Annotated in this window: 22 protein-coding genes; 3 read left to right on the forward strand and 19 right to left on the reverse strand. The window is 69.0% G+C overall.

Going from position 1 to position 26,364, the window contains the following annotated elements:
* The first annotated feature begins 339 nt into the window (after positions 1-339).
* A complete protein-coding gene (locus DCE93_RS06850; protein WP_205647492.1) occupies positions 340-1,011 on the forward strand; it encodes a hypothetical protein in 672 nt (223 codons plus the stop codon).
* Positions 1,012-1,052: 41 nt separating this feature from the next.
* On the opposite strand, the gene DCE93_RS14905 is transcribed toward DCE93_RS06850, so the two are convergent.
* The 18 genes from DCE93_RS14905 to DCE93_RS06935 form a co-directional block, all read right to left on the reverse strand.
* A complete protein-coding gene (locus tag DCE93_RS14905; protein WP_276329514.1) occupies positions 1,053-1,175 on the reverse strand; it encodes a hypothetical protein in 123 nt (40 codons plus the stop codon).
* A 173-nt stretch (positions 1,176-1,348) separates the two neighbouring features.
* On the reverse strand, positions 1,349-2,575 hold the full coding sequence (locus DCE93_RS06855; RefSeq protein ID WP_244284263.1) for a Fic family protein: 1,227 nt from the start codon (positions 2,573-2,575) through the stop codon (positions 1,349-1,351).
* A gap of 62 nt (positions 2,576-2,637) precedes the next feature.
* The gene (gene arfB, locus DCE93_RS06860; RefSeq protein ID WP_108595227.1) at positions 2,638-3,075 is read right to left on the reverse strand and encodes an alternative ribosome rescue aminoacyl-tRNA hydrolase ArfB; all 438 of its coding nucleotides are present in this window, start codon (positions 3,073-3,075) and stop codon (positions 2,638-2,640) included.
* A gap of 47 nt (positions 3,076-3,122) precedes the next feature.
* The gene (locus DCE93_RS06865) at positions 3,123-3,860 is read right to left on the reverse strand and encodes a lytic transglycosylase domain-containing protein (protein ID WP_205647493.1); all 738 of its coding nucleotides are present in this window, start codon (positions 3,858-3,860) and stop codon (positions 3,123-3,125) included.
* Positions 3,861-3,919: 59 nt separating this feature from the next.
* Entirely contained in the window at positions 3,920-5,692 is a 1,773-nt protein-coding gene (locus tag DCE93_RS06870) for a protein kinase domain-containing protein (protein ID WP_108595229.1), read from the reverse strand.
* 3 nt (positions 5,693-5,695) lie between these two features.
* Complete coding sequence (locus DCE93_RS06875; RefSeq protein WP_235825290.1) at positions 5,696-6,469, reverse strand: phosphate ABC transporter ATP-binding protein; 774 nt, start codon at positions 6,467-6,469, stop codon at positions 5,696-5,698.
* Between the two features lie 302 nt (positions 6,470-6,771).
* Positions 6,772-7,878 (reverse strand): sortase, encoded by a 1,107-nt coding sequence (locus DCE93_RS06880; RefSeq protein ID WP_108595230.1) that lies wholly within the window; start codon positions 7,876-7,878, stop codon positions 6,772-6,774.
* Entirely contained in the window at positions 7,875-8,318 is a 444-nt protein-coding gene (locus tag DCE93_RS14420; RefSeq protein ID WP_146184953.1) for a hypothetical protein, read from the reverse strand. Before DCE93_RS14420 ends, DCE93_RS06880 begins: the two co-directional genes overlap by 4 nt.
* 308 nt (positions 8,319-8,626) lie before the next feature.
* On the reverse strand, positions 8,627-9,790 hold the full coding sequence (locus DCE93_RS06890; protein WP_108595232.1) for a WxL protein peptidoglycan domain-containing protein: 1,164 nt from the start codon (positions 9,788-9,790) through the stop codon (positions 8,627-8,629).
* Positions 9,791-9,843: 53 nt separating this feature from the next.
* A complete protein-coding gene (locus tag DCE93_RS06895) occupies positions 9,844-11,184 on the reverse strand; it encodes an Ig-like domain-containing protein (RefSeq protein WP_108595233.1) in 1,341 nt (446 codons plus the stop codon).
* 171 nt (positions 11,185-11,355) lie between these two features.
* Positions 11,356-12,696 carry an Ig-like domain-containing protein gene (locus tag DCE93_RS06900; RefSeq protein ID WP_108595234.1) on the reverse strand — a complete coding sequence of 447 codons (1,341 nt, stop codon included), beginning with the start codon at positions 12,694-12,696 and terminating at the stop codon, positions 11,356-11,358.
* A gap of 138 nt (positions 12,697-12,834) precedes the next feature.
* Positions 12,835-14,031: a hypothetical protein gene (locus DCE93_RS06905; RefSeq protein WP_108595235.1), complete on the reverse strand. Its 1,197-nt coding sequence runs from the start codon at positions 14,029-14,031 to the stop codon at positions 12,835-12,837.
* A gap of 164 nt (positions 14,032-14,195) precedes the next feature.
* Positions 14,196-16,832, reverse strand: coding sequence for a hypothetical protein (locus DCE93_RS06910; protein WP_108595236.1), 2,637 nt, complete (start codon positions 16,830-16,832; stop codon positions 14,196-14,198).
* A 29-nt stretch (positions 16,833-16,861) separates the two neighbouring features.
* Positions 16,862-18,490, reverse strand: coding sequence for a phosphate ABC transporter substrate-binding protein PstS (locus DCE93_RS06915; RefSeq protein WP_108595237.1), 1,629 nt, complete (start codon positions 18,488-18,490; stop codon positions 16,862-16,864).
* Positions 18,487-19,812 (reverse strand): phosphate ABC transporter permease PstA, encoded by a 1,326-nt coding sequence (pstA, locus tag DCE93_RS06920; RefSeq protein WP_108595238.1) that lies wholly within the window; start codon positions 19,810-19,812, stop codon positions 18,487-18,489. The genes DCE93_RS06915 and pstA overlap by 4 nt, the downstream gene beginning before the upstream one ends.
* Positions 19,813-19,832: 20 nt before the next feature.
* Positions 19,833-20,813, reverse strand: coding sequence for a phosphate ABC transporter permease subunit PstC (gene pstC / locus DCE93_RS06925; protein WP_108595239.1), 981 nt, complete (start codon positions 20,811-20,813; stop codon positions 19,833-19,835).
* Positions 20,814-21,047: 234 nt separating this feature from the next.
* Positions 21,048-21,527: a hypothetical protein gene (locus DCE93_RS06930; RefSeq protein ID WP_146184954.1), complete on the reverse strand. Its 480-nt coding sequence runs from the start codon at positions 21,525-21,527 to the stop codon at positions 21,048-21,050.
* Positions 21,524-22,081: an RNA polymerase sigma factor gene (locus tag DCE93_RS06935; RefSeq protein WP_168186180.1), complete on the reverse strand. Its 558-nt coding sequence runs from the start codon at positions 22,079-22,081 to the stop codon at positions 21,524-21,526. The genes DCE93_RS06930 and DCE93_RS06935 overlap by 4 nt, the downstream gene beginning before the upstream one ends.
* 199 nt (positions 22,082-22,280) lie before the next feature.
* Here DCE93_RS06935 and DCE93_RS06940 point away from each other — a divergent pair, with 199 nt between their 5' ends.
* Entirely contained in the window at positions 22,281-22,826 is a 546-nt protein-coding gene (locus tag DCE93_RS06940) for a hypothetical protein (RefSeq protein ID WP_146184956.1), read from the forward strand.
* Positions 22,827-22,858: 32 nt separating this feature from the next.
* On the opposite strand, the gene DCE93_RS06945 is transcribed toward DCE93_RS06940, so the two are convergent.
* A complete protein-coding gene (locus tag DCE93_RS06945; RefSeq protein WP_108595243.1) occupies positions 22,859-25,138 on the reverse strand; it encodes a hypothetical protein in 2,280 nt (759 codons plus the stop codon).
* 332 nt (positions 25,139-25,470) lie between these two features.
* On the opposite strand from DCE93_RS06945, the gene DCE93_RS06950 reads away from it, so the two are divergent.
* Positions 25,471-26,334, forward strand: coding sequence for a YhjD/YihY/BrkB family envelope integrity protein (locus tag DCE93_RS06950; protein WP_168186181.1), 864 nt, complete (start codon positions 25,471-25,473; stop codon positions 26,332-26,334).
* Positions 26,335-26,364 lie beyond the last annotated feature (30 nt).

Raw genomic sequence — 26,364 nt, forward strand, 5'->3', positions numbered from 1 at the left:
CGGTCGCGCAATCGCTCGTCCACCGTGAACCGCGACCATTGCGACTCTCCATCTCGGTCCCTCTCCCAGCGAGCCACGCCGGTTCAGGCCACCGTATGCGATGTGCGAGGGTGCTTCACGGGGTTGACAAGCTCGACTCGCGCTCGCTCCCGGGCGTCGCGCTCGGGCCTGGAGCGCTCATTGCCGCAGACCGGGCCTCGGAGGCGCTCGTCGTGCACGGCTCAGCGCCCTCGCGTCGCCGGGTGGTCACGAGCGCGGCCCGGTGGGCCACGGCGTCTCGGCGGAGGTACTTGAATCGCGGCTGCGGCAGGCGCACAGTGGAAGGAGAGAGGAGGTGCCATGCGCGACTGGATGGCTCACCCGGATGTCATGCCGATCCTCTCCCCGGGCCGGCACCGCTCGCCACGACACGGGGCCTGCTTCATGGAATTCGCGTCGTACCTCGCGGGGGAGCGTTGGAGCGACCATCCCGCGTGTACCCACGGCACCCTCGCGCATCTTGCACGGATGGTGAACGACCGGACGGGCGAAGCCGGCCGCGCCCGGCTCACGCCGCTCATCCCGACGGTCGTCGGTCTGACGAGCGACGACCCGCTGCTCGACGTCCTGCTCGCGATGCGAGCTGCCAGCGCTGCCCTGCCTATCGCAGCCGAGGAGCGCCAGCGTTCGCAGGCGGTGGGGGTACGCGCCGCCCTCAGGGTTCTCGCGGAACGCAATGACGAGCTCGCCGCGGAGTCGCGCGAACTGGCGGAGGCCGCACTGCGCGCCGCCCCCGCAGCCGATGCCTGGGCCATCCAGTTCATCGAGCAAGTCGGTCGGAGCCGCGCGGGGATGACCGTGCGGCAATGCCGGGATATCGTGACCGGCGCCGTGGATGGGATTGCGCAGGCGTGCGTCGAGGATCCCGACGATCGACTCGTCGCCCTGCTCACCGCCGCGGTGTCGGACACGGAGCGCTTTGTGGTTGCGGGTCGACGTCGAACGGGCGAGAGAGTACTTTCAAGTCGCTGAGCGCTGGAAGCTCATCGTGAGCGGTCGCCATCGTCGAGAGGCTACTCGTAGGAGCCGTCCACATCGTCGTTCAGTTCGTCACGATCAACGGTGAGGTCGCTCGTGCTCACCTTCGTGGCATCCGCCAACAGCCGCACCACCTCGTCCGCGTCGGCAGGATCCACGACCAGGACTATTCCAGCACTCCCGGCGTCCAAGGGGTCGCCCACTACGCCACGGCCTTCCTTCCGCACGCGAACCGGGCTGAGATGCGGGGTCGGAATCTGATTCGCCTCGGGCTCGTGCTCATCGGCGCACTCCTCGAGCGGTTGGAGCGTCGTGAGCTTCGTCAGCCGACTCAGCCGCGGCGGCGTCGGGCCCGTGCGCCAAACGCATCCAGCGCAGCGAGGATCTCCTGTGCCTGCCAGATCCTGTTTCGCCGGCCGGCGCTGATCTTGGTGAGGACCCCTGCGTCGACGAGCCGGTCGATGGCGCCCTGCGCGGCGACTTCGCTGATCCCGAGTTCGGCGGCGACGGTCTTCGTGTTCACGACCGGCTGGCGGAGCAGGTACGCCTTCACCCGGTGCACCGAGGAGTCGCTTCGGGCGGTGACCTGGCTGTCCCACCGCTTCGCAGCAGCCTGGATGTCGCCGACCAAGGCGCGGCCGTTGCTCACGGCGGAGAACGAGGCTTCCGCCACGGCGGCGACAATGGCGTCGGGCCGCCCGGATCGGTACGCGGTGAGCGCGCTGAAGTAGCCATCCGTGTCGCGCAGGAGGCCCGCCGACACGGGCACGGTGACGTTGCGGGTCAGGCGGCCGTGGCGGAGCATGCCCTGCAGGAGCGCGCGCCCGGTCCGGCCGTTGCCGTCTGGGAACGGGTGGATGGTCTCGAACTGGGCGTGCGCGATCGCCGCCTGGATGAGCACCGGCACGTCAGTGCGCCGGGCGAATGCGACCACATCCGCCATGAGGTCGGGCACCCGGCTCTGGTGGGGCGGCACGAATGTCGCCGCGTGCGGCGAGATGCTCCCGCCGCCGATCCATACTTGCTCTTGGCGCCAGTGCCCGACGTACGCTGGTGCACTGTCGCGGAGCAGCGCGTCGTGCATCGCGAGGATCGAGGCTTCGTCCAGTTGGTCGGACAGCTCGATTGCAGCCTTCATGGCGTTGACGTTCGCGACCACCAGACGCGCGTTGTCGGATCGGGACTCGCCGATCTCGGCCAGGGCGACCTGCTTCGCGCTCGAGGTGAGGTTCTCGACCTCCGAGCTCGACGCAGACTCAGACCGCAACAGGATCGACGCGAACGGCGCGGCGATCATCCCGGCCTCAGCGTCCAACCGGGCGAGCTCCTGGCTCGCGTCGTCGGCAAGGGCAATGGTCTCAGCGGCCAGTGTCACCGGCGCTGCGGCGATGAAGGGCGGGACGGCGGCTTGATAGTCGCCGCGAGCCCGAAGCAGCGCCCGGCGGGAGGCGACCTCATCGCCGGTGCGTTCCCACGGGCGAGGCTCGTAGTCGAGCGCAGGCCAGGCGCCGGGCTTGGCCGGGCGACCTTCCATGAACCGCGGCTGATCTGACGACATGCCTCATCATACCAAAGGTTAGGAGATTAACCTTTGGTATAGGCCATGGGTCATCTCGTTGGTCAGTCGTGAGGTGGGCGACGCAGTCGCTTGACACCCGTGCACCGCTTCTTCGCTTCCGAGCGCCTTTCCTTGGCACCCCGACTCGGACGCGTCGGTCGTCGCGACGGTGACGGCGGCCGCAGAGCCTCGGCGACGACGGCGGCGAGCCGAGCGCGCGCAGCATTCCTGTTACGCAATTGCGCGCGATGCTCGGATGCGGTGATCGTCAGTACTCCGTCGACAACGCGACTGCTCAAACGCTCGAGGAGTCGCTCGCGCTGGAGCGGAGAGAGGACGGCCGAGCCTGCCAGATCCCACACGAGTTGCGCTCGGGAGTCGGCAGTGTTCACACCTTGCCCGCCGGGACCGGACGACCGCGAGAACCGCCAAGACAGCTCAGCCTCTGGGATCGTGAGTGCAGAGTCGACCCGAAGACCGGGAGGGTGGGCAGCGGGCATGGATCGATCATGCGCTGAGCCGACCCCCAGTCACCACTCCGTCCGCCCTACTCACCGGCCTGCTGCGAGGCGTACGCGTTCGCCATGCCGGCGACCTCGTTGACGTATGCCTCGACGTGGTTGTAGCTGTACACGGCTGCGCGCCATTCCTCTGCGGTCGACATCGGCCCCGAGTGGCACAGGTAGCGCGCGGTCGCGAGTGCGGCATCGTCGATCTGGTTCGGGTCGGCGGCACCGTCGGTGTTGCCGTCGGCGCCCCAGGTCTGCCACGTGTCGGGGATGAACTGCATCGGGCCGACCGCGCGGTCCCACTCGTGGTCTCCGTCCCAGACGCCGCTGTCGGTGTCGGCGATCGCGGCGAACTCGCGCCCATCGAGCGATGGACCGCGGATGGCGGGTCGCGGGTACCCGTCGGCGTCGAGCACGGCACCCGCGTGGGTTCCATGCCCCGACTCGATCGCACCGATCGCCGCGATCGTGTTCCAGCCGATCTCGCACCCGGGCTGCTCGGCCGCGACGGCGAGATCTGCCGATGCATACGCTCTGAGCGCCCGTTCGGGTATGCCGGTCGCCGCCGCGACCTCCGCGGCCCAGCCGTCGTCGATCCGGGAGGTCGGTGTCGAAGCGCCGAGGCGGTCGGGCTCCCCGCCCGGCGGGGCGGGCGCGAGCGTCGGCGCGACGGCATGCATCGTCGAGGCATCGACTGACGGGGTGCGCCCGAGGTGCACAGCGGATGCCGCGCCCACGGCGAGCGCCGCCGCCGCGACTCCGACGAGCAAGCGCATTGCGAGCACGCTCCGGGGCCGATTCGTCGGAGACGCAGCTTGCGTCGTCAGGTCATCGGTCATCGTCTGCGGGCCCCTGATCCGCCCGAAGCCGAAGCCGAAGCCGAAGCCGAAGCCGAAGCCGAACCCGAAGCCGGTGTCGGTGTCGGCGTCGGGGTCGGCTCGGCAACGACGAGGCTGACGGCGATGCCGTGCTTCAGGACGGCCCCCGACGCGGGTCTGCTTGCCGTCACCACGTCGGCCGTCGACGTCGCAGGCGGCGCGACGACGGTGAAGCCCGCGGACTCGAGGAGCGCGGTCGCGGTCGCGACGTCGAGCCCGGCGACGTGCGGCACCGTGTTGGACCCGTTCGCGATGGTGACGTCGACGCCGGAGCCGGGCGGGAGGGGCGAACCTGCGGCCGGGTGTTGCGACAGCACTCGGTCGACCCCCTCGGCGGATTCGATGCGGGTGACCTGGCCGAGCACCAGCCCGCTTTCGCGCAGCACGCGCTCGGCATCGGCCAGCGAGCCGATCAGGGCCGGCACCGACAGATCGACGATCGGAGCAATGATCGGCGGCGGCTCCGGCGTCGAGGTCGGCTCGGGAGTGGATGTCTCACTCGGCAGGGCCTCCGCCGACGGCGAGCGCTGCCCGTCGCCGGCGACGGGGGAGCTCCGGGTCACCACGCCCCACACGACCGAGCCCCCGATCAGCACCATCGCCGCGATGGCCACGAGGAGTCCGGCGCCAGAGGTGCGAGTCAGGGTCGCGGCATCCTTCGGCCCCACCTGCGGGGCATCCAGATAGTCGACGGATGTCGCGTCGCCCCGCGGCAGCAGCAGGGTCGCACCCGTCGCCGCGTCCGTTTCGTCGACCGCTGTCGGGTCGGCGGGCGGCTCGACGCGCGCCGGAATGCTCGCGGATGCCTCGATGAGTGCGAATCGGAACTCCTCGGCGTTCCGGTAGCGCCGTACCGGCGTCTTGTTCATCGCGGTGGTCACGACGCGGTCCAGCGCCCGGGGTACGGCGGCGACCGCCGACGGCACCGGCGGCGGCGCCGTCACGTGCGCTTCGAGCACCTGACGGGTCGTGGCGCGCGGGAACGGCGGTCGCCCGGTGAGGAGGAAGTACAGCACCGCTCCGGTCTGGTAGATGTCGCCCGACGCCCGAACCGCCTTGCCGAGGGCCTGCTCGGGCGACATGTACAGTGCGTTGCCGATGACGCCCAGCTCGTCGCGCTCCACGGTGTCGTCGCGCGCATCGGCGTCGTCTGCAGCGAGGAGCACATCGGTGCCGAGCGTCGGCCGCCCGGTGACATCGGCGAGGCCGAAGTCGACGAGACGCACCTGCGCCACGGTCATCTCGGTCTCGTCGGCCTCGAGCAGCACATTCGCCGGCGACACATCCCGATGCACGAGCCCTTGCGCGTGTGCAGCGGTCAGTGCGGCCAGCACGCCCGAGATCACGGTGACCGCGACGAGCGGATGCATCGGCCCGCGCGTCGCCACCCACTCCGCGGCGCTCAGCCCGCGCACGAGGTCGAACGCGATCCAGCCCATCGTCACGCCGCCGGCCTCGTGCAGGCCATGGGCCCGCACGGAGACGATGTTCGGGTGTGCGATCGACTGCGCCGCTCTGGCCTCGCGGAAGAACGCCTCCCGGCTGCGCTCGTCGATCGAGAGGTGCGGATGAAGGACCTTCACTGCGACTGACTCCGGCGCCGATCCAGTCGGCGTGAGGTCTTCGGCCTCGAACACCGAGGCCGAGCCGCCGACTCCGAGCAGTCCGCCGAGCCGGTATCGGCCGCCGAGCAGCTCGCCCGGATGCGCGGCGGTTGACGGATCGCTCATCGTTCAGCCGAACCGCCCGTTGACGTAGTCGAAGGTGCGCTCGTCTTGCGGCTCGGTGAACATCGCGTCGGTGTCGCCGTGCTCGACGATCATCCCGGGTGTGCCTTGCGAGGCGAGGAAGAACGCGCACTGCTGCGACACGCGCTGCGCCTGTTGCATGTTGTGGGTGACGATCACGATCGTCACCTCCTTCTGCAGCTCCGTCATGGTTTCTTCGATGACGCGGGTCGACGTGGGGTCGAGCGCCGAGCAGGGCTCGTCCATGAGCAGCACCTTCGGGGTGACGGCGAGTGATCTGGCGATGCACAGGCGCTGCTGCTGACCGCCGGAGAGGCCGCCGCCGGGCTGGCGCAGCCGGTCTTTCACCTCTTTCCAGAGGCCCGCCGAGGTGAGGCTGCGCTCGACGAGTTCGTCTTTCTCGTCGCGAGAGGCCTTGGTGCCGGTGAGCTTCAGGCCGGCGATGGTGTTGTCGTAGATCGACATCGCCGGGAACGGGTTCGGCTTCTGGAACACCATGCCGATGTGGCGCCGGGCGTCGATCAGCTTGCGGCCGGGGTCGTAGATGTCGTCGCCGTCGAGCAGCACCTCGCCCGCGAGGGACGCGATCGGGATGAGCTCGTGCATGCGGTTCAGGATGCGAAGGAACGTGGACTTGCCGCATCCCGACGGCCCGATGAGGGCGGTGACCTGCCCGGCGGGCATGGTGAGTGAGACCTTGTCGAGCACTTTGTGGTCGCCGAACCAGGCCGAGACCTCTCTGGCGTCGAGCGTCGACAACGCGGGCGCGGTGCCGGCGGTCGACGGTGCGCGATCGATCGTCTCGAACGAGCTCACGGGCGGGGTCGTCGGCGCGCCGTCGTCTGCGCCGCGCCCGGCGAACCTGCGGCGCTTCGGCGCCGGCAGCACGCTGGTCACTTCAGGTGCGGATGCCGCGGAGACCGGCGTGTGCGCGGTCGTGAGGTCACCCAACTCGAAGTCGGCTTTGCCGAGAGTTCGGTGCACGGTGGTGATGTCGTCGAACTCGGGTGCGGCTTGGGTGTCGGGGTCGGTGTGCTGGGTCATGGTGTCCTCGATGTCGGTCAGAGCAGGTTGGGTAGGGCGTTCATCACGATGTCGGCGCTGGTCACGCCGAGCACCAGCATCAGTGGCACCCCGACGAGCCAGGTCTGCCAGCGCCCCCACGTCTTCCACAGCCACCACAGCGTGATGCCTGCCGCGGCGAAGAAGACGAGCGAGAAGAACGCGATGAACCATGCGGTTGCGTCTTGCCCCATCGCGCGTTCCGGGATGGGCAACGCCTGGTAGGCCATCACTTTCGACGGCGTCGATTGGGCGGTGGAGGTGAGTTGCGCGTCGATGTGCAGTGCGCCCGACGAGAACAGGGCGAGCCCGTCGGCGGTGATCAACTCGAGTCGGCCGTGCTTGGGTCGGAGCGGCTCTGGCATGGGGTCGCCTGCGCGGCGCAGCCCGAGCACCTGGTAGACGTGCGTGCCTTGACCGGTTGTGACGGTGATCTCATCGCCCGGCTCGAGCCGGTTGAGCGATCCGAACGGCCCACCGTACGCGGTCTGCCGGCCCATGATCACACTGGTCCCGGCCTGACCGGGCATGACCGAGTCACGGCGGTGCCCGGCACCCGAGCGCAACACCTCGGCGGTCGTGCCCTCGGCGACGACCTCGCTGACCCCGACCGCCGGGATCTGCAGCAACGCCACAGCGGTGCCGAGCGGCACCATCTGCTCGTCGAAGTCGAGCTGTCCGACGGGAGCCTCCGCTTTCGCGAGTGAGGTGCGCAGCTCTTGGTAGCCGATCTCTTGGGCCTTGTGGTGCTGGAACGTCGAGAACACGGCGACGTGACCGACGAAGCCGAGCAACAGCAGCGACAGCGTCAAGACTGCCGCGCCCGCCCACCATCGCGTATCGCGTGGTGCGAGTTGCCGTGGTTCTGCCGACGGCAATCGGCCGAGCGTGGGGTTGCCGCCCGGCGGTTTCCCGCCGGCGGGCGGGGCGGCGCGTTTCCGCGACCTGGGGATGCGGCTCAGCACCTCGGTGACGGCGTTCCCGGCGAGCGCTGAGTTGCGGCGGGGTCCGCGGCCCGAGGCCTGGAGCTCGTCGGGTCTTCCGGGCGGGGCGAGCATGCCATCGGCTTCGGGCGCACGGGCGTCGGTGTTCACGTCGGTGCTCACGAGCGTGCGACCGCCGGGTCAGCAGCGACCGGTTCGCGCATCACGAGGATGAGCCGCCAGCCGAGGAAGAGGAGCCCCGCGAGCACGACCGCGCCGAGCGTCCACCGCGCCCACGGCGGAATGTTCATGTCGGTGCTGCTCGCGGCGCCTGTCGTCGTTCCGACGAGGATGTCGGCGATGGCGACCTTCTTGCACCAACCGGTGAATTGCACCGTGTGGGTGCCCGCGGTCGTCTTCTCCGCTACGGGGAACACCGCCTGCACCTGCCCGCCAGCGTCGGCGGTGAACGTGCCGATCAGCACCGGGTCGGAGAACAGCACGAGCTGCACCTGCTCGCCGGCGCCGTAGCCGGTCGCGGTCGCGGTGACCTGCTGACCCGGAACGTACAGGCTCTTGTCGGTGGTCGCCTTCTCTCCAGTGGTCGCCGCTTGCTTCGGCACGGCGGGCTCGGTCGGGGTGCAGCTCGCAGTGTTCGCGGCAGTGGGGGCCCCGTGGGGCGCATTCGCGGCCGGTCGGCTGGGCGACCCGCTGCCTGCGTTCCCGGTGCTCGCGACCGGCGTCTGCGGCGCTCGCGTCGGCGTCGGCGTCGGTTTTGCAGGGGGGCGGCTCGGGATCGTCACCGTGAATCCCGTCTCCTGGTCGGGGATCTCTTTCGCCGACGCGCTTGCCGCGCCGCACGATGCGGCGGCTGCCACGGCAAGAGCCGCGATGAAGCAGCGGACCGCCGCACTGGTTCGTGATCGCACGCTCATCGCATGGGCTCGCTTTCATTCGTCGGGTGAATCTGCGTGGAACGAGCCAAGGCGAGAACCTGCTCGGTGTACTCGACGAGGTCGGCCGTGAGTCGCCGCTGCGCACGACGGCGCCACCAGACGCTCGCCCAGATGGCCCCGGCGATGACCGCGAGCACGCCGAGCAACGACCACGGGATCGCCCACGCGACGGTCGAGGCTCCGATCGGCGCGGGTGCGACGTCGGCGGAGGCTGCGCCTTCGGCGGCAGCGGGCACGACGGTGAGATCGGCGAAGAGGAGGATGAGGGGCGGCACGCCGGCGAACTCGGCGGTCACGTGGGTGGTGCCGCCGGGCACGAGGTTCTTGATCGACGGCAGGGTGACGGTGCCGAGATCGATGCCGAACGGCCCCGTCAGGCGTGCGCTGGGTGTGGCCGAGAGGCGCACATTGCCGGAGTTGGCGAGGTCGAACCCGACGCGCGCGATGCCGCCTCCGATCGGGTTCCAGCTGCCGTCGTAGCCCGACACCGTGCCCCTGATGTCGAGTACGGGATTGAGCGGCCCGTCGATGCGGAGGTAGATTCGCGTGCCGACGCGTTGCGAGACGTTCACGGCCGAGCCGGTGCCGTCGACGGCGGTGGAGCGGAACGACGCGACGATACCGGCGGCATGGTCGCCCGGGGTCGCATCCTGGGGAACGGTGATCGTGAACGGCAGATCAGCCCGGCTGCCGGGCTGCAGTGTGATCTCGGTGCCGATCGCCTGGGCGCACGCCGCTTCGGCCTCGTCGTCGGTGTCGGCGCAGACCGCGGCACCGGAGTCGATGCTCGTCCAGGCTCCGGCATCGACGGATGCCTCGTCGGCGCCGACGAGCGTGAACGCTCCGGTGTCGTAGTCGGTCGTGGCATCCGCGCCGTGCACGCGGAACGTCGCGGGTTGGGCGGAGAAGTTCGACACCGATACCCAGTCGCTGATCGTGGTGCCCGGTGCGACGTGGTAGTCGAACTCGGTGCGCCCGTCGGGGCCGTCGGGTGAGGAGGGCTGCACGCTCCAGGTGACCTCACTGCCATCTTCGGCGTGCGCGGGAGTCTGGGCGAAGGTCATGGCGAGGGTCGCGAATGCGAGCGCGGCGATCATGACGAGCCGGCCGTGCGGAACGGCGGCGGTGCGAGCGGTCAACTTCGTGTCTTCCGTGAGCTGTGGATGGGTGGTGTTGCCGGGCTGGTTTCGGGTCAGATCAGCGTGATGGTGAGGGTCGAGGTGTAGTCGCCGGCGGCGGTGTCGGCCGGCGCTTTCAGGGTGATGCCGGCCTTGACCGTGGTGTTGGCGACGGTTGCGCCGGCGGCGGCCTGCGCGAGCGACTTCTGCGACGAGAGGCCGCCGTTGGCGCCTGCGGCGATCTCGGCTCCGGCAGTGCCGCCGTTGGCTGCGGCGCCCCCGATGAGCTCGGGCTTCCAGCCGAGGCTCGACGCGGCGATCTTCTTCGTGTTGTCGGTGGTGTTCACGAACTCGCTGGCCGACCCGTTCAGGGCCCACGCGGTGCGCACCTCGCGGTTGTCAGACACCTTCGCCTGCTCGAGCGTGCCGGTTGCCACGTACGACGTGCCGTTGAGGGTCGCTGCGCTGAGCGCGACCGCCCCCGGGGTGACCGTGAACTTCAGCCCGGTCGCCGATGCGGGAATCGTGACCGTGATGGCGGTGTTCTGCGGCGGCTGCGGTTCGGCGACGGTGTTCACGGTCGCCACGCCCGACTCGGAGCCGTTGTGGTCGTCGTCGCCGGCGTACACCGCTTTGAAGCTGTGCGAGGTGCCGGCCGCGAGGCCGGTCACGGTCGTCGAGGCGGAACCGGCGGTCAGGGTGCCCGTGCCGATCTCGGTGCCCGTGGCGGTGTTCACGAATGAGACCGACCCGGTGGCCGCAGCAGGAGAGACCGTCGCGGTGAGGGTGACCGAGCCGTCGTTGCCGGCGGTCGGGGTGAGTGACGCGGTGGTGTCGGCCTTCTCGACGGGTTTGGGCACGACCGTCCACGACTGCGCCGCCCGGTCGACCTGGAGGTACGCGACGAAGTACTTCGAATCGCCGATCGGGGCGTTGTTAGGGACGAACCCACCGTCCTCCGTTGGAGCATCGCATGTGACGACGAATGCATTGAGGCCGTCGGTCAGGGTGTCGTTAAACCAGTTCGAGGCGCGATTCACGACCAGTGTGATGGCGTTGCCCTGGAGGCCCCAGGCGGCCGCCGTCATGTTCGCCCGCATCACCGCACCCGCTTTTTCCGTCCCGTCGGGGTGCACGATGAAGGTGCGCGACGAGCGGCGGTAGCCCTCGGGGCAGCCGATATCGGTGGTGACCGTAGAGGGGCCCGAGACGAGCGCGGAGCTGCCTTGGCTCACCCCGGAACGGGTCGCCGGGTCAAGCGTCAGCGTGTAAGCACCGCCGTTGATCTCGTTTTCGGGAACGAGTTCGGCCGCCGAGGCGGGCGCCGCGAATGACAGTGCGGAGGCCGCGACGAAGGTTGAGAGTGCGGCCGCGAGCATCGCTGAGCGGATGCGGCGTGGGCGGGTGGTGGGCATTGGAGGGGGTCCTTTCGGGGAACGAGTCGTGCGGGTTGGTTGACGGGGCAGCGGTCCGGGGCGCGCCTGCGAGTGATGCAGACGCACCCCGGTGAGCGTCACAGCTCGCGCTGATCTGCTTCGTGTCTTCCGTGAGCTGTGGATGGGTGGTGTTGCCGGGCCGGTTTCGGGTCAGATCAGCGTGATGGTGAGGGTCGAGGTGTAGTCGCCGGCGGCGGTGTCGGCCGGCGCTTTCAGCGTGATGCCGGCCTTGACCGTGGTGTTGGCGACGGTTGCGCCGGCGGCGGCCTGCGCGAGCGACTTCTGCGACGAGAGGCCGCCGTTGGCGCCTGCGGCGACCTCGGCTCCGGCAGTGCCGCCGTTGGCTGCGGCGCCCCCGATGAGCTCGGGCTTCCAGCCGAGGCTGGACGCGGCGATCTTCTTCGTGTTGTCGGTGGTGTTCACGAACTCGCTGGCCGACCCGTTCAGGGCCCACGCGGTGCGCACCTCGCGGTTGTCAGACACCTTCGCCTGCTCGAGCGTGCCGGTTGCCACGTACGACGTGCCGTTGAGGGTCGCCGCGCTGAGCGCGACCGCCCCCGGGGTGACCGTGAACTTCAGCCCGGTCGCCGATGCGGGAATCGTGACCGTGATGGCGGTGTTCTGCGGCGGCTGCGGTTCGGCGACGGTGTTCACGGTCGCCACGCCCGACTCGGAGCCGTTGTGGTCGTCGTCCCCGGCGTACACCGCTTTGAAGCTGTGCGAGGTGCCGGCCGCGAGGCCGGTCACGGTCGTCGAGGCGGAACCGGCGGTCAGGGTGCCCGTGCCGATCTCGGTGCCCGTGGCGGTGTTCACGAATGAGACCGACCCGGTGGCCGCAGCAGGAGAGACCGTCGCGGTGAGGGTGACCGAGCCGTCGTTGCCGGCGGTCGGGGTGAGTGACGCGGTGGTGTCGGCCTTCTCGACGGGTTTGGGCACGACCGTCCACGACTGCGCCGCCCGGTCGACCTGCAGGTACGCGACGAAGTACTTCGAATCGCCGATCGGGGCCTCTAGAGCGACGAACCCACCGTCCTCATTCGGAGCATCGCATGTGACGACGAATGCATTGAGGCCGTCGGTCAGGGTGTCGTTAAACCAGTTCGAGGCGCGATTCGTGACCAGCGTGATGGCGTTGCCCTGCAGACCCCAGGCGGCCGCCGTCATGTTCGCCCGCATCACCGCACCCGCTTTTTCCGTCCCGTCGGGGTGCACGATGAAGGTGCGCGACGAGCGGCGGTAGCCCTCGGGGCAGCCGATATCGGTGGTGACCGTAGAGGGGCCCGAGACGAGCGCGGAGACGCCTCCGCTCACCCCGGAACGGCTCGCCGGGTCAAGCGTCAGCGTGTAAGCACCGCCGTTGATCTCGTTTTCGGGAACGAGTTCGGCCGCCGAGGCGGGCGCCGCGAATGACAGTGCGGAGGCCGCGACGAAGGTTGAGAGTGCGGCCGCGAGCATCGCTGAGCGGATGCGGCGTGGGCGGGTGGTGGGCATTGGAGGGGGTCCTTTCGGGGAACGGGTCGTGCGGGTTGGTAGACGGAATGGTGGTCCGGGGCGCGCCTGCGAATGATGCAGACGCACCCCGGTGAGCGTCACAGCTCGCGCTGATCTGCTCGTGTGTTCCGCTCCGCGCTAGTTGGCGCGGTAGGAGGTGGTGTCACCCGGGTTGTAGGTGACGCCGCCGATGGTCACGCCGCCCGTGAGGTCACCGAAGCCGAAGTCGGTGATCACGAGGTTCGAGGAGCCGGGGCGCGTCGCGTTGTACGCGAGCGCCGTGTCGTTCTGGAACACTGCGGCCAGCGCGGTGTTCGTCGCGAGCTCGGCGTACTTCACGACCGTGAACACCGGGCGTGCGATCGGGAACGCCGGGTTGAGCACGCCGCTGGCGAGCGGTGCCACCGCACCGACGCTGCGGAGCACGGCCCCGTTGCGACGGTCGGTCACGGTGACTCCGTAGTTCGACGCCAGTGTGGCGCTGTTGCCCTGTGCGATGTGCTGCGCGATCGAGAACGGCACGAGTGCGTTCGTGACCGCAGCGGTCACGCTGCCGTCGTGCTCCTGCACGTCGTGCGTGCCGGAACCATCGGTGTACGTCGGCGAGACGATGCTGCCGATGCTGCCGCCGACCTGGCTGATCCAGAACGAGCGGGTGCCCGAGCCGGCCTGCGGGATGAACGGAATGATGTTCGCCCCCGAGCCCTGTGCGCCGACCGTGAAGCCGACGTTGCTCGCGTTCTCGAGCGTCGTCGTGGCGCCGCGGGTGTAGATGTTGCGCAGCGTGAGGTCGAGCACGCCGTCGCTGTCGCTGTCCTGACCGGTCGACGTGCCGAGCGGGATGCCGTTCGGCACGGCGGTGGTCGAGGCGGTCGCGTAGGTCACCGCGTCGAGCGCCAACGGGATGTACGAGTACGCCCCGCTGGGCGTCCAGGCCGCAGCGCTCGACGAGCGGGCGAACTGCACGTCGGTGTCGACGAGGTTCTGACCGCCCCAAAGGGTGGTGGCGTCCTTCGCCGACTTCAGTGCCGTGACACCAGAACCCGAACCGTTCGGGCGGTTGAAGACCGTGCCGCCCGACTTGGTCTGGATCGTCGCGCTGCCGGTCGCGTCGTACGACCCGAGGGCGAGCGAACCACCGATCGCGACCACCGACGCGAGACCGTTGTTGAGGTCTTGCGTGGTGTCGGAGCCGACGCCCGCGAGGGTGCGGTACGTGGGCGCGCCCGCCGGGTCGGCATTCGCCGGAGCCGTAGCGCCGAACGCGACCGCGGCGACCGCCGTGGCGGCGAGACCTGCGAGCAGGCCGCGACGCAGCTTGGTGTTCGTTTGCATTGGATTTCTCCTTGGGATAATGTTTCCCTTCGCGCCTGGTTGCGCAGGCCCTCACCCGAGTTGCATAGCCGTGGTGGGGGCCATCTCATTCGGCCGGGAAACCGTGGCCGATCGAGACATCTCGGGAGCGCTCCGCCGACGGCGGAGCACTCGTCACGTCGGCGTCATCCTCCGGTCCTTCGTCGAAGCAGGAACGGGGAGACGAGTGCACCTGCGAGGCCGGCGACGAGCGTGCCGCCGAGGACTGCCTGCGCCGGTACACCGAAGGCGGCTGTGCGCTCTGCGCCGGCAGCCGGCGATGAACTCGTCGACATCGCCGTCGTCGGCGCGGCACCCGTCGCCGTGCTGACGCTTGCCGGCGGGGCGGGAACCTGCACCGTGGTGGTTGCGCCAGACCCGCCTGCCGCGGGCGGGTTGCGGAGCAGCTCGGCGACCGCGGCGGTGCGGGCGATCTGCGCCTCGGTCAGGGGCACGTAGCCGTCGGGCAGTTCACCGGGAGCGGCGCCGCGCACGTTGCCGGGGCCGGCGCTGTAGTCGAGGAAGCCCGCGAAGTGTTCCCTCGCTGCCGCGTCGAGCCGCTTGGAGGAGAGGTTCACCGCGGCGTACAAGGTGGTCGTCAGCGGATACGCGTCACCGCTGAGGGTCGTGAAGTCGAGTTGCGCCACCCCGGTATCCGGGTTCGCCGCCATCGCGGCGCCGGCGGCCTGCATCGTGGCGTCGGTCGGTGCGACGAAGGTGCGGGCGGTAGCGAAGTCGTCTCTGGTGGTCTCCCGGCTGAGCGGCAGGGCGAGCTGCATCGTGTCGAGCCCAAAGCGATCTGCGGACGCCGCATCGGCTGGGCCGAGAACAAACTGTCCGTTCTTCGCCATCTGCGGAGCCGCAGTCACCCAGGCTCCCTTCTCGCCTGCAGAATTCTCTTTGTTGGGGTCCCAGTCGTTGGTGACCCTCGTATCACTGCGGAAGATGCGTCTCGCGTTCGCGTCGAGGCTTCCCGAGTACGGCTGCATGGTGATCGAGTCGAGCTGCCGGCCGTTGTACTTCTCCTCGGCCTCCTCCTTAGAGGCGGGCGCCAAGGTCTGGTCTGCTTTGAGGAAGCGATCGATCGGATCAGACGTGAGGTCGAACTCGAGGCCGCCGCCGCGTGCGTTCGGATGGGTCGACGGAAGGTAGTAGGGGTTGATGGTGTTGCCCCACGGGTCGGGCCCGCCCTTCAGGAATGCGACGGCATCGGCGTCGGACAGCACATACCGCCACAGGAGCTCGATGGCGTCATCGCCCTGCGGGCCGACGACGACGAATGCACCGCTGTAGACGGAGTTGAGACGGCCCGGAGGCAAGTTGTTCAGGGCGAGCCATTCGGGGTCGCTCTGGAGTTCTTGGGCTCGATGCGGCCAGTATTCGTCGATCTGGGGTTGCGGGCCCGTTGCGTAGGGCTGCGGGACATCAGACTTGAACGACTGAGTGAGCGCTTTCGCGAGCAACCGGGGTGTCAGCTTCAAATCGGTGATTTCCGTGGCGCCGTCGGCGCTGCCGGCGACATAGGCGATGACCAGTCCCGTGTTCGCGACCGGCGCGTAGGCGATGTCCGCGCCCTCGAGCAGGGCGGGGTCGACGGTGCCGATGGTCGCTGGGGTGAGCGGATTCGACACCACACTCACTCCGACCTGGTTCGTGAGCAGCTGGCTGCGCGACAGGTCGCCGGAGTTCGTCGTGAGGCTGTACACCGTGCTCTCGGTCGAGCAGAGCCCTTGCTGCCACGATGACATCGCCCCGGCGAGCAGCTCGCTGCCGACCACCCGCACCTCGGCGCTGCCGCTCGCGCACTGCCCGCTCGGGTCGGCGAAGTCCAGCGGCACGACGATGCGGTCGTGCCAGTACGAACAGTCGGAGCCGAGCGGGGAACCGAGCTGCATGAGGGTGGCCTGACCGTGCGGCTTTCCGCCATAGCCCGACCCCATGCACGCGAGCTCGCCGCCCGGTGCGAGCTCGCCGGAGTGCGTGCCTCGCGGAACAACGACCAGCCAGCACCGGGAACCGGCGAGGCGCTCACTCCCGCAACCGAGGTAGGGCTGTGCGGCGGCGGACTGCACCTCGAACTCGGTGCTGGCGGTCTTGTTGGAGCCGATTCTCACAAAGGGCAGCTCGTTCGAGGTCGAGGCATCGAAGAACGTCGCCAGCCCGTTGAGGTTTCCGTTCACCCCCGACGGAACATTCACCTCGCCCGTGACCGAACGAAACAGAGTCTCGCCGTGTGCGCTGAACGCGCCGCGACTGCTGGCGCCCAAGCCCACGACCTGGTACATCGCTTCGCTGGCCTTGACGTTCCCGGCCTGCCCATCCCAGGCGCCGAATTGACAAGTCTCCGCAAAGTCGGGAGCCAAGGGATCCGGCCCCCAGCATTGAAAGACCTGCAGATAGTTGTTCGCGCTCCCTGAGGCGGGATATGCCTGGAACGTGCCCGCCATGCCGGTCGCGGTGATGGTGACGGCCTCGTCACCGAGCCCGCGCGTCTTCGCCACCGACACTTCGAGATCCTTGAAGTCGTTCCAGTGCCCCGAGCCGGCGTCGTTGCCGTTGCCGTCCGAGAGCAGCCGCGCGTGGTCGACCTGGAACCGCTGGAGGCTCGGATCGTTCCCCCCGGCCCACTTGACGGTGACCGCGGAGTCATCGGTCTCGGCATGTGCAGTGGTCGGCGGCGTCAGCGCCATGAGTCCCACGGTCGAGGCGGCGACGAGCGCGAGGCTCGCCCAGCGGAGCAGACGCGCCCGGGCGGCGTATCCGGGTGGCGGGGTGCGGGTCACGATCGCGATTCCTTCTCTTCGGGGCGGGCTCAACGCGGGGAGCCGCGAGTGGGGGCGGCGGGCAGCAGGCTCTTGCGTCGGCGCTTGCCGAGCAGCGGCGGAACCGTCGCGAGGGCGAGCAGCGCCGCTCCGGCGGTGAGCATCGCGACGGCGGGCAGGGCGCCGACGGCGCCGACCGGGATGACCTGCGGCGTCGCGTTCACGAGCACGGGCGCAGCGGCGGCGTCGATGGTGTCGGCGTCGCCGCTTGCGGCCGCGGCGCCACCGGCCGCGGCACCCGCCGCGGTGCCGTTCGCGTCTGCGTTCGTGGTCGCGGCGCCCGTGCCGGTCGGTGTGTCCTTCGCGCCGCCTGTGCCCGTGGCGCACTGGGTCGGGCCCTGTCGGTCGCAGTCGGGCGGGTTCGGCGCCTCGTTGGCGAGCCGGTTCGAGCCGTCGGGCGAGAACGTGGGGTTGTTGCAGTCGGTGATGCCCTTGATCGCCGGGTTGCCGCCGGGGATCTTCTTGATCTGCGTCTGCCCCGCCTCCACGAGGTTGATCGGCAGCGGCGAGTAGCCGAGGGTCTCGGCCTGCTGCTGCCCCTCGCAGAGGAAGTACGCGCCGAAGTCGGCGAGGGTGAGACCCTTGTTCTCGGTGAAGTCCGACTCGAGCGCGGTCGGCAGGATGATGTAGCTGTAGCTCGAGAGCGGGTAGGTGCGCGGATCGCCCGAGGTGTAGACGTCGCTGAGGTCTTGGGTCAGGTAGTCGGGCGAGGTCGTGTCTTCGTTGATGTGCGCGCTGAGCAGGCCGACGGCGACGTTCTGCGCCGTCGGTTCGGTGTAGTAGCCCGCGTTGTTGAGCACCTTCGCGACCGGGTAGCCGGCGTTCAGCGCGTACGAGTACTCGACGAACGTGATCGATCCGCCCGCGTGCGGCTGGGCGACGTACCCGGCGACGCCGTTCGAGCCCGACTTCGCGACGAAACCGCTGCCGGGCACAACCGGGTAGTTGCTCGTCACACCGCAGTGGCCGTTCACGAATGGGCGGCCGACCGCCGGGCAATACGCGTCCCAGAGTGCGGTGTGCTGTTGCCGCAACCAGATCGACACCTGCGCCGTCGCGCCCGAGCCGTCGGAACGCACCACCGGCACGATCGGAATCGCCGGGAGCGAGAGTGCGGGGTTGTCGGCCTTGATCTGCGCGTCATCCCATCGGGTGATGACGCCGGTGAAGATCTTCGCGATCGTGTCGCCCGAGAGGCGCAGGTTGGTGACTCGCCGGCCGCCGATCTCCAGGTTGTACATGAGCGCGGTGCCGCCCGCGACGATCGGCATGTACGCGAACTTCCTCGGCGGGCGAACGTCGGCCTCGTTGCTGTTCGCGATCTGGTAGGGGATCTCGCTGACGCCGAAGTCGGCGGTGCCCATCAGGAAGTCGTTGCGACCCTGGGTCGAGCCCGACTCGGAATAGGTGATCTTCCACTGGTAGTTCGACCAGACGTTGCGGATCCACTGCTGCAGGGCGTTGGCCGACCAGGTCGAACCCGAGCCGACGATGGGGGCGTGCACGCTGCCCACGGCCTCAGCCTTGGGGGTCGCCCCGATCGTGAGGCTTCCGGCCGTGACGAGCACCACGCCGAGCACCGCGACGACGGTGCGGGCAACGCTCCAGCGGCGGCTCATCGGGAGCTCCCGTCGGTGACGGCGCCGTGGATGGCGGCATCCCCTCGGCCTGGACTACTGGATCTTCGGAACCCCATGCCGCCGTAACCGCTCGTCTCGATCGTCGAGGCGGCCTCGCGCTCCGCGAACCGCGCGGCATCCCGCCTCGACGCCGCCTTGGCCCGCGCGAGCCCACGCGAGGAGAGCACCCCGGCGCCGCGCCCGCCGAGGATCCGAGCGAGGAGGAAGAGCACGAACACCAGCACCATCAGCACCGCGGCCGCGCCGAACCCGCGGGCGATCTGCGTGGGTTCGGGCGACTTCACGAGCGTGAACGTCGCGAACGGCAGACTCACCATCGGCCCCGAGAACGGATTGAAGTTGAAGTAGGTGGTGTAGCCGGCGGTCAGCAGCACCGGGCTCGTCTCGCCGATGCCTCGCGCGGTGCCGAGGATGATCGCGGTCATCAGCCCCGACTTGCTCGTCGGCAGGACGACGTGCCAGATCGTGCGCCACTGGCTCGTGCCCATCGCGAGCGATGCCTCTTTCAGGGTGCCGGGCACGAGGCGCAGCACGACGTCGGCGCCGCGGATGATGATCGGCAGGATCATGATCGTGATCGCGAGAGAGGCCGCGAACCCCGACTTGTCGAGGCCGAACATCAGCACGTAGGTGGCGTAGATGAACAGGCCGCACACGATCGACGGGAGCGCGGTCATCGCCTCGACGACGGTGCGCACGACGCGGCTGAACGGGCTGGGGAACTCGGAGAGGAACACCGCGCAGAGCAGGCCCAGCGGAATCGCGATCGCGAGCGCGAAGGCGATCATGATGAGCGTGCCGACCGCGGCGTGCAGCATGCCGCCGACCGTCAGCGGGTCGAGCGGGCCCGCGAGCGAGAGGTCCTGCACCCAGAAGTTCCAATTGAGGAACGCCTCCGACCCGCGGGCGAGGGTGAACGCGATCACCACAGCGAGCGCGAGCAGCAGCACGACGGCGAGCGAGTGCACGAGCACCGACATGACCCGGTCGACGATCGTGACCCGGTTGTCGTCGAAGCTGATGAGCACCACGAAGTACCCGACGAACAGCACGTAGCTGATCAGCACGAACGCCAACGGCCCCTCGAACGGCGCGATCTGGGTGAACAGCCATGCCGTCGTGGCGATGCCGGCGACGGCCGCGCCGACGATGCGGAGGATGTCGGTGCGGTGGATGCGAGAGAGGTCGCGTCGCGACTCGGGCCTGGTCGGATGCGTCACCGGCCGCTCGCGCGCGGGCAGCTCGGTGCGGTGAAGCGGCGTGGTGTCGCTCGGGCGGGCGGGGGATTCGGTGAGTGTCATGTTGTCGTCCTTGTTGCGGCTCAGCTCGCTGCGCCCGAACGGGAGCGGGCGATGATGATGCCGGCGATGAAGTTCACGATCATCGTGATGATGAAGAGCACGAGCCCCGCCGCCATCAGCGCGGAGAGCTCGAAGGGGCTCGCCTCGCCGTAGCGCAGGGCGATGAGCGAGGAGATCGAGTTGGTGCCGGTCTCGAGGATGTGGGGCTGGATGACGAAGACCGGCGAGATGACGAGGTACACCGCGATCGTCTCGCCGAGCGCGCGCCCGAGCCCGAGCATCGTGCCGCCGATCATGCCGCCGAGCCCGAACGGGTAGACGACCGAGCGGATCATCCCCCACTTCGTGGAGCCGAGCGCGAGCGCCCCTTCCCGCTCGCCGGCGGGCGCCTGCGCGAACACCTCGCGCATGATCGACGCGGCGATCGGGGCGACCATCATCGCCACGACGAGCCCGGCGAGAAAGGCGCTGGCCGTGAACACCGTCGGGGTGGCGAGCGGGTCCTTCGGGTCGAAGCCCGTGACAGCGAAGATCGGGATCCAGCCGAAGTATGTCGAGATCCACTGCGCGACCGGCAGGATCGAGCCCTCGAGCCAGAACATGCCCCAGAGCCCGTAGACCACCGAGGGGATCGCGGCCATCAGGTCCACGATGCCGGTGAGGAGCCGCTTCAGCCCGCCGGGTGCGTACTCGGAGATGTACGTGGCCGAGGCAACGGCGAGCGGCAGCGCGAACGCGATCGCGATGAGCGCGATCGTCACGGTGCCGAAGAGCACCGCGGCGATGCCGAAGCGCCCGGAATTCGGCTCCCACGCCTCGGTCGTCAGGAACGACGTGCCCGCCGACCCGATCGCCTCGGCGCCGCGGATCAGGAGGAAGAGCCCGACGAGGGTCATGAGGGCGAGCACCAGCACACCCCCGCCGTGCGCGGTGATTCTGAACAGGTTGTCCGAGAGCCCGCGCACCGCCTTGAGGGACCGGGGCTGGTCGGTGAGCGTCATCGTGATATCGCAGCTTTCAGTCCGGGCATTGGGAGGGCTCGCAAATCCCCAGCGACTGCGGTGAAGACTTCAGGCCCGTTACGTGCAAGCTCGATTCTGTCGATCAGGCGCGGCTCAATGAACTGTTGAAGCCGGAACAGTCAAGGTCACTCAATCGAGCGTCCGATGAACTCTTCGACGAGGGGTAAGGTCTGCGATTTCTCGAACAGGGGTGGGCACGGCCGCACCCGCCGATCACTCCGCTGCGGGTGTCGGGGTGCGCAATCCGAGGCCGGCGCAGAGGTCGCGATCGGTCTCCACGACCCCTGCCGCGTTCCGCGGGAATGCCGCGAGCGATCGGTCTGGGCGCATGCAGAGCGCGAGCTCGGGCGCCTCCTCGTGCGGAGCGCCGTCGACGAGGCCACGCTCCCACAGGTCCGCGCACATCGCGAGAGCGATCGCGTCGCGATCCTCGAGCGGATCGCTGTTCGAGCGGGCTGCGCCGGCATGTGCGGAGTCGAGGTCGGCCGCGGCATAGCAGTCGACCCAGCGCTCCTGCACCTCGCGGGGGGCGAGCACGATCCAGGCCGCCAGCCCGAGAGAGACGGCCCCGGCACCGACCGCACCCACGATCGCCAGGTTCCGACGACGGCGACGGCGGGCACGGATGTGCCCGGTCAGCCACTGCTCCATGTCAGCCCGGCGCTCCGGGCTCAGACGCGGTTCGCCGGTCATCGTGTCCCTCCGAACCGAACACGCAACCGCTTCCGAACGCGGTTGAGGCGTTTGCCCACTGACGCGACCGAGAGTTCGAGCTGCGCCGAAACCTCGTCGTAGCTTCGACCCTCGACGATCAGGCCTTGGTAGACCTGCTGATCGAGGAAGGGCATCTCGGCGATCTCATCCTCCACTTGCACGAGCAGCTCGCGATCGGCGGCGCGCTGCAGCATTCGTGTTTCGAGAATGCTAGCCCCGTGCTCATCAAGACTCTCTGCGACCAGCCGCCGGCGCAGCGCTCGCCGGCGGTTCGCGACCAGGTTGCGGCACGTCACCGACAACCAGGCCTCCGCCGAACCGGCGACGAGACGCACTCGCGCCGCCTTGTCCCACGCGGTGGCGAACACCTGCTGCGTGATCTGCTGCGCCTCATCGTGGTCGGCGAGCTCATCGAGCGCCGCGGCGAAGACGCGCTCGGCGTGCCGGTGGTAGAAGACGGCGAAGGCGCGGTCGTCGTTTCGAGACGCCCGCAGGAGCAACTCGCCGTCGCTCCGATCACCCTGCTCGCTCATCAAGCGCCGAGTGTAGTGTCTGAGACGGCCGCCGCACGCACTCGAGCGACATCGAGTGTCGCCCCATTTGTTCCGCCCGAGACAATCCTTACCCCGGCGCGAAACAGTCCGGAAATGGTCATCTTCGCGGCCGTCTCTTCGCCGAACCGTCGTTCGCCGGCCATTGTCGCGCCGACCCGTCGAGCGGTTGACTGTCGCCGTGAAGACCACCCACCTCGAAGCCGGCCGCCTCGCCGCACTCGCCGTCATCGCCGCAAGCGTGCTGACCTTGCTTCCCACGACACCCGCTGCCGCCACCGACTCCAGCGAGTCCTGCTGGTACGACGTCGACACCGACGAGATCGGATGCTTCGACGCTTCCCTCGACCCTCACGAGCAGATCGAACTCGCAACCGGAGCGGAGCTCGTTGCGGTTCCCACCGGCTCGAACGGCGGGCGATCGAGCGCAGACTCCTCGACCATCGCAACGGTCTACCTGCTCGCCACCGTGTGGGACTCCACGAGCTACGCCGGCCAGAGCATGAGCTACTACACCTCGAACGCGAACATCTGCGCCGGCGTCGCACACGGATTCCCAGACCTGCTCAGCTGGAAGGACCGCATCGAGTCGCTGCAGTCGTACAACGGCTGCGTCACCTGGCTCTACGACGACTTCGGGACCTTGGGACTGGAATACGGCCCGGTCTCCTCGAGCACCAACCTCGGAACATTCAACAATGAGGCGCGGTCGATGTACATCGAGTGACGGTGCGTTCGAACTCAGCGGTGCGTTCGACCTCAGCGGTCGGAGCCGACGATATCGAGCACCACGCCGGCGATCCGCACCCTGAGGATCGCATCGCCCGACGCGAAGGCCTCACCCGTCCGGCAGTAGCCATCCGCAATCTCGACCTGCCCGGCCGGCCCTGACCTGCCCATGCAGAGCACCCGCGCAGACTGACCGGCGTTGTCGGGAAGGGCGACCCACGTCCACTCACCGCGCTCCTCTGAGTACACGAGTCCGGGGAGTGTGAAATCGAGGGATGGCTGGGGAGCAGCATGCTCCGACCACGGCCCGCACGCGGCATCCGCACCCCAGACCGTGCACGCACGAAGCCGAAACACCACCGGTTCGCCGAAGACGTCACCGGTGAGCTCACGCGGCACGGCCGCGCCGCTGAACACGACGGGCTCACCGACCGGCTCGCGCTCCGTATCGAGTCGTTGCAGCTCGTACAGGGCCGCGCCGCCGGCAGGCGCGATGCGGTACTCGTATCGAGTACCGACCCACGTCATGGCGCCGCCGACGTCGGCGACGGCCGACGGCACGGGGGCGGGGAGCACCGTCACCGCCTCGCTCCCGGCGCACGCGGTCGCCGTGTACCCCCACACCATGAAGCGGTAGCCTCCGTCGGGCGGCGGCGCGCCCCCGAAGATGGCCGACCGTGCCCGCCCGACGTCGAGTACGTCACCGGTCGGCGGCGTCACCGCACCGGTCGAGGCGACACTGCACGCGGTCTGATGCTCACCCGGAGCGAGCCGCTGCGCGAAATAGCCGAGCACCGGCGCCGCACTCCCGAAATCGGGCCAGTCGAGCGAGATCGTTCCGGATGCCGCATCCACCACGACACCGACGCCACTGGGCTGCAGCGGCTCCCTCTGCGGGCCGGAGGCGACCGCGCGCGAAGGCTGCGACTCAGGGTTCTGCGCACCGCTCCCGGGTGGAGCCGGCGCATCGGGCGCGGTCGTCGACGGGGGCGCCCGCCGCGCCGGTGGTGAGTCGGGCCCGCGTTCGCTCGGCATGCCCGGCTCCAACGCGAGCGCGGCATCGTTGTTCTCGCCGAGTAGCTCTGCCCAGGAGACCGGCACAGCTCCATCTGCGGTGACGTTCCACACCTCGCCGGTCGCGGGATCGTTGAGCACGAACGCTCCGCCGTTCGCACGGAATATCGGCGCCGCACCGCGGAAACCGCCTCCGCCCTCATCACCGGAAACTCCGCGCCTCGACACGGGAGCTGCGGCGGTGCGCGGCCGGGCGTCACTTGCCACGCGATCGCCGCTCTCGGCACACTGCGACCAATCGTTGCCGTCACTCCATGCGGCGAACCCGCAGCCGCCGACCGACAGCGGCTTCGCAGGATCGCCGCTCACTCGAGCGAGTACTCGAACCTCACCCGTCGCGGTGATCGCGAGGAGCTCTGACGAGGTGGCGACAAGAACTCGACCGGGGTCTGCCGCGGCATCCGCCCTGCTGCCGACTGCGACGTGCTGAAGCGCGAGCTCAGCGCCGGCACTGACCGCATGACCGAGATCGATCATTCCTTCCGACGAGAAGAGCCGCTTGCTGCGTGGGTCGAGCACGGCCCAGCCGGCGGATGTCGCTGACACCTGCACGGGCATGGAGGCCGACCCTCGGGATGGTTCGAACCCGCCGATCCGTTCGGAATGATCGTCACCGACCCGGTATACCGACCCGTCTCGCGGCGAGGCGACGATGAGCTCGCCCGCGGCATCGACCACCATCGCAGCCCCCTCGCCGAACTCGAACGACGGCGGTGACGAATGATCGAACTTCGACAGTCGGTCAGCGGGCGTGACCCACAGTCTTCCGGTGTTCGGTGCGAGCAGGGCCACCCGCTCGGTGCCTGCGCCCGTTCCCGCGCCGCGGTGGCCCTGGTGGCCCTGGTGGCCCTTCTGCGCCGGGATCAGCGCCACCACCGTGGTTTTCGACGGCAAGCGAACGGCATCGCCGAACTCGAGGGTTGCCGGGTCGAGTGGCACGATCGAACCGATCTCACGATCGATCACCAGCACTGAAGTGGGTGATTGCGCGAGGTCGATCTTGCCGACATCCAGCGAGAGCGCCGCGTCGAATTCGCTCGTCAGCGTATTCACACGGCCGATCGCACCGTCTGCGTCGTTCGACGCCCACACGTACACCTGTGCCGCAGAGAACCGCACACCGCCGGGCTCCTGGGGTGCGACCAGGGCGGCAACGACGATGAGCAGCACCGACACGACGACGAGCGCGGCAGTCGCGCGGTTGGCGATTTGCCTGCCTCGACCTGGTGCGTCCATTCCGAACTCATCTCACTCGCCGGATCCCAACCCGAGTATCACGCCACGCGAAGGTCTCGGGGCCTGCACTGCACGGCGGCACTGTAGCCGACCAGTGCGAACAGTGCGGTTCTTTGTGACGGAATGCGGAACACCGAGTCGTGATTCGTGAGGGGCCGGCGCTCGCGCGTCGCTCCGCCGTTTTCCTCGAGCATCTCGTCGACACAGGATCACGCGGTTCACATGATGCGATGCCTCGGCGGGTGCACCACAGTGGAGCCGAAGATCGGCCGCGAGATCGGTTGCTCTCCTCTCGCTCTCGCTCCGTTCGATGCGCACGTTGTGAGGTGATCATGGCTCAGCTGCCGGTGAACCGACTGATGCGCGCCGGCGTGCGCTCAGCGGCCGGGCGACTCGTGTTGCGTTCGCTCCGGGACATCCGCGACCTCGAACTGTTCGATCGGGCGATGACGCTCGCCGCACAGGCGTTCACGTCCATCCTGCCGATCCTCATCGTCGCCGGTTCGCTGCGGGGGAGCCTGAACCCCGAGGCTGACGCGGCATTCGCTGCGAATCTCAGCCTCGATGATCGCACCGCAGAATTGGTGCAGCAGTCGATGCCGCAGCAGGTCGGGGGAGTGACGTTCACGCAAGTGGTCGGTGCGTTGCTGGTCATCATCGCCGCGACCTCATTCGCCCGCGCGCTCGAGCGTTGCATCCGTCGGATCTGGAAGACACCGAAAGTCGGCATCCGCTTCGCGTGGCGCTGGGTCGTCGCGATCGTCGCGGTCGTCGTCGGCATCATTCTCGTGGTCGCGACCCGCAACGTCGTGCGCGGCGCGGGCGCGATATCAGGGCTCGAGTTCATCATCGAGGCGGCGGTCTGGTGCGTGTTGTGGTGGATCGCGTCATGGATCGTGATCAACCGCAGCGTCAGCCTGCGAGCACTCCTCCCGGGATCGGTGCTCGCCGGGCTCGGGTTCGCCGTCGCCGCGGTGGTGGGGCGCGTGTACCTCCCGAGGGTGCTCGCCTCCTCCGCCGATCAATTCGGCGTACTCGGACTGGCCTTCTCGTACATCGGCTGGCTGTTCGTGCTGATGGCCGTCTTCCTCGTCGCGGCGACCATCGGTCGCGTCATCCACCTCGCCGTGATCGGCCGCCTGTGGAGCCACTCAGGTGAGAGCGCCGCCCGCCCGGCGACGAGCAGCCGGCACTGACACGGCCACCGCCCGCCCGACGGCGGTGAA

This window comes from Agromyces badenianii (assembly GCF_003070885.1).
GTDB lineage: Bacteria > Actinomycetota > Actinomycetes > Actinomycetales > Microbacteriaceae > Agromyces > Agromyces badenianii.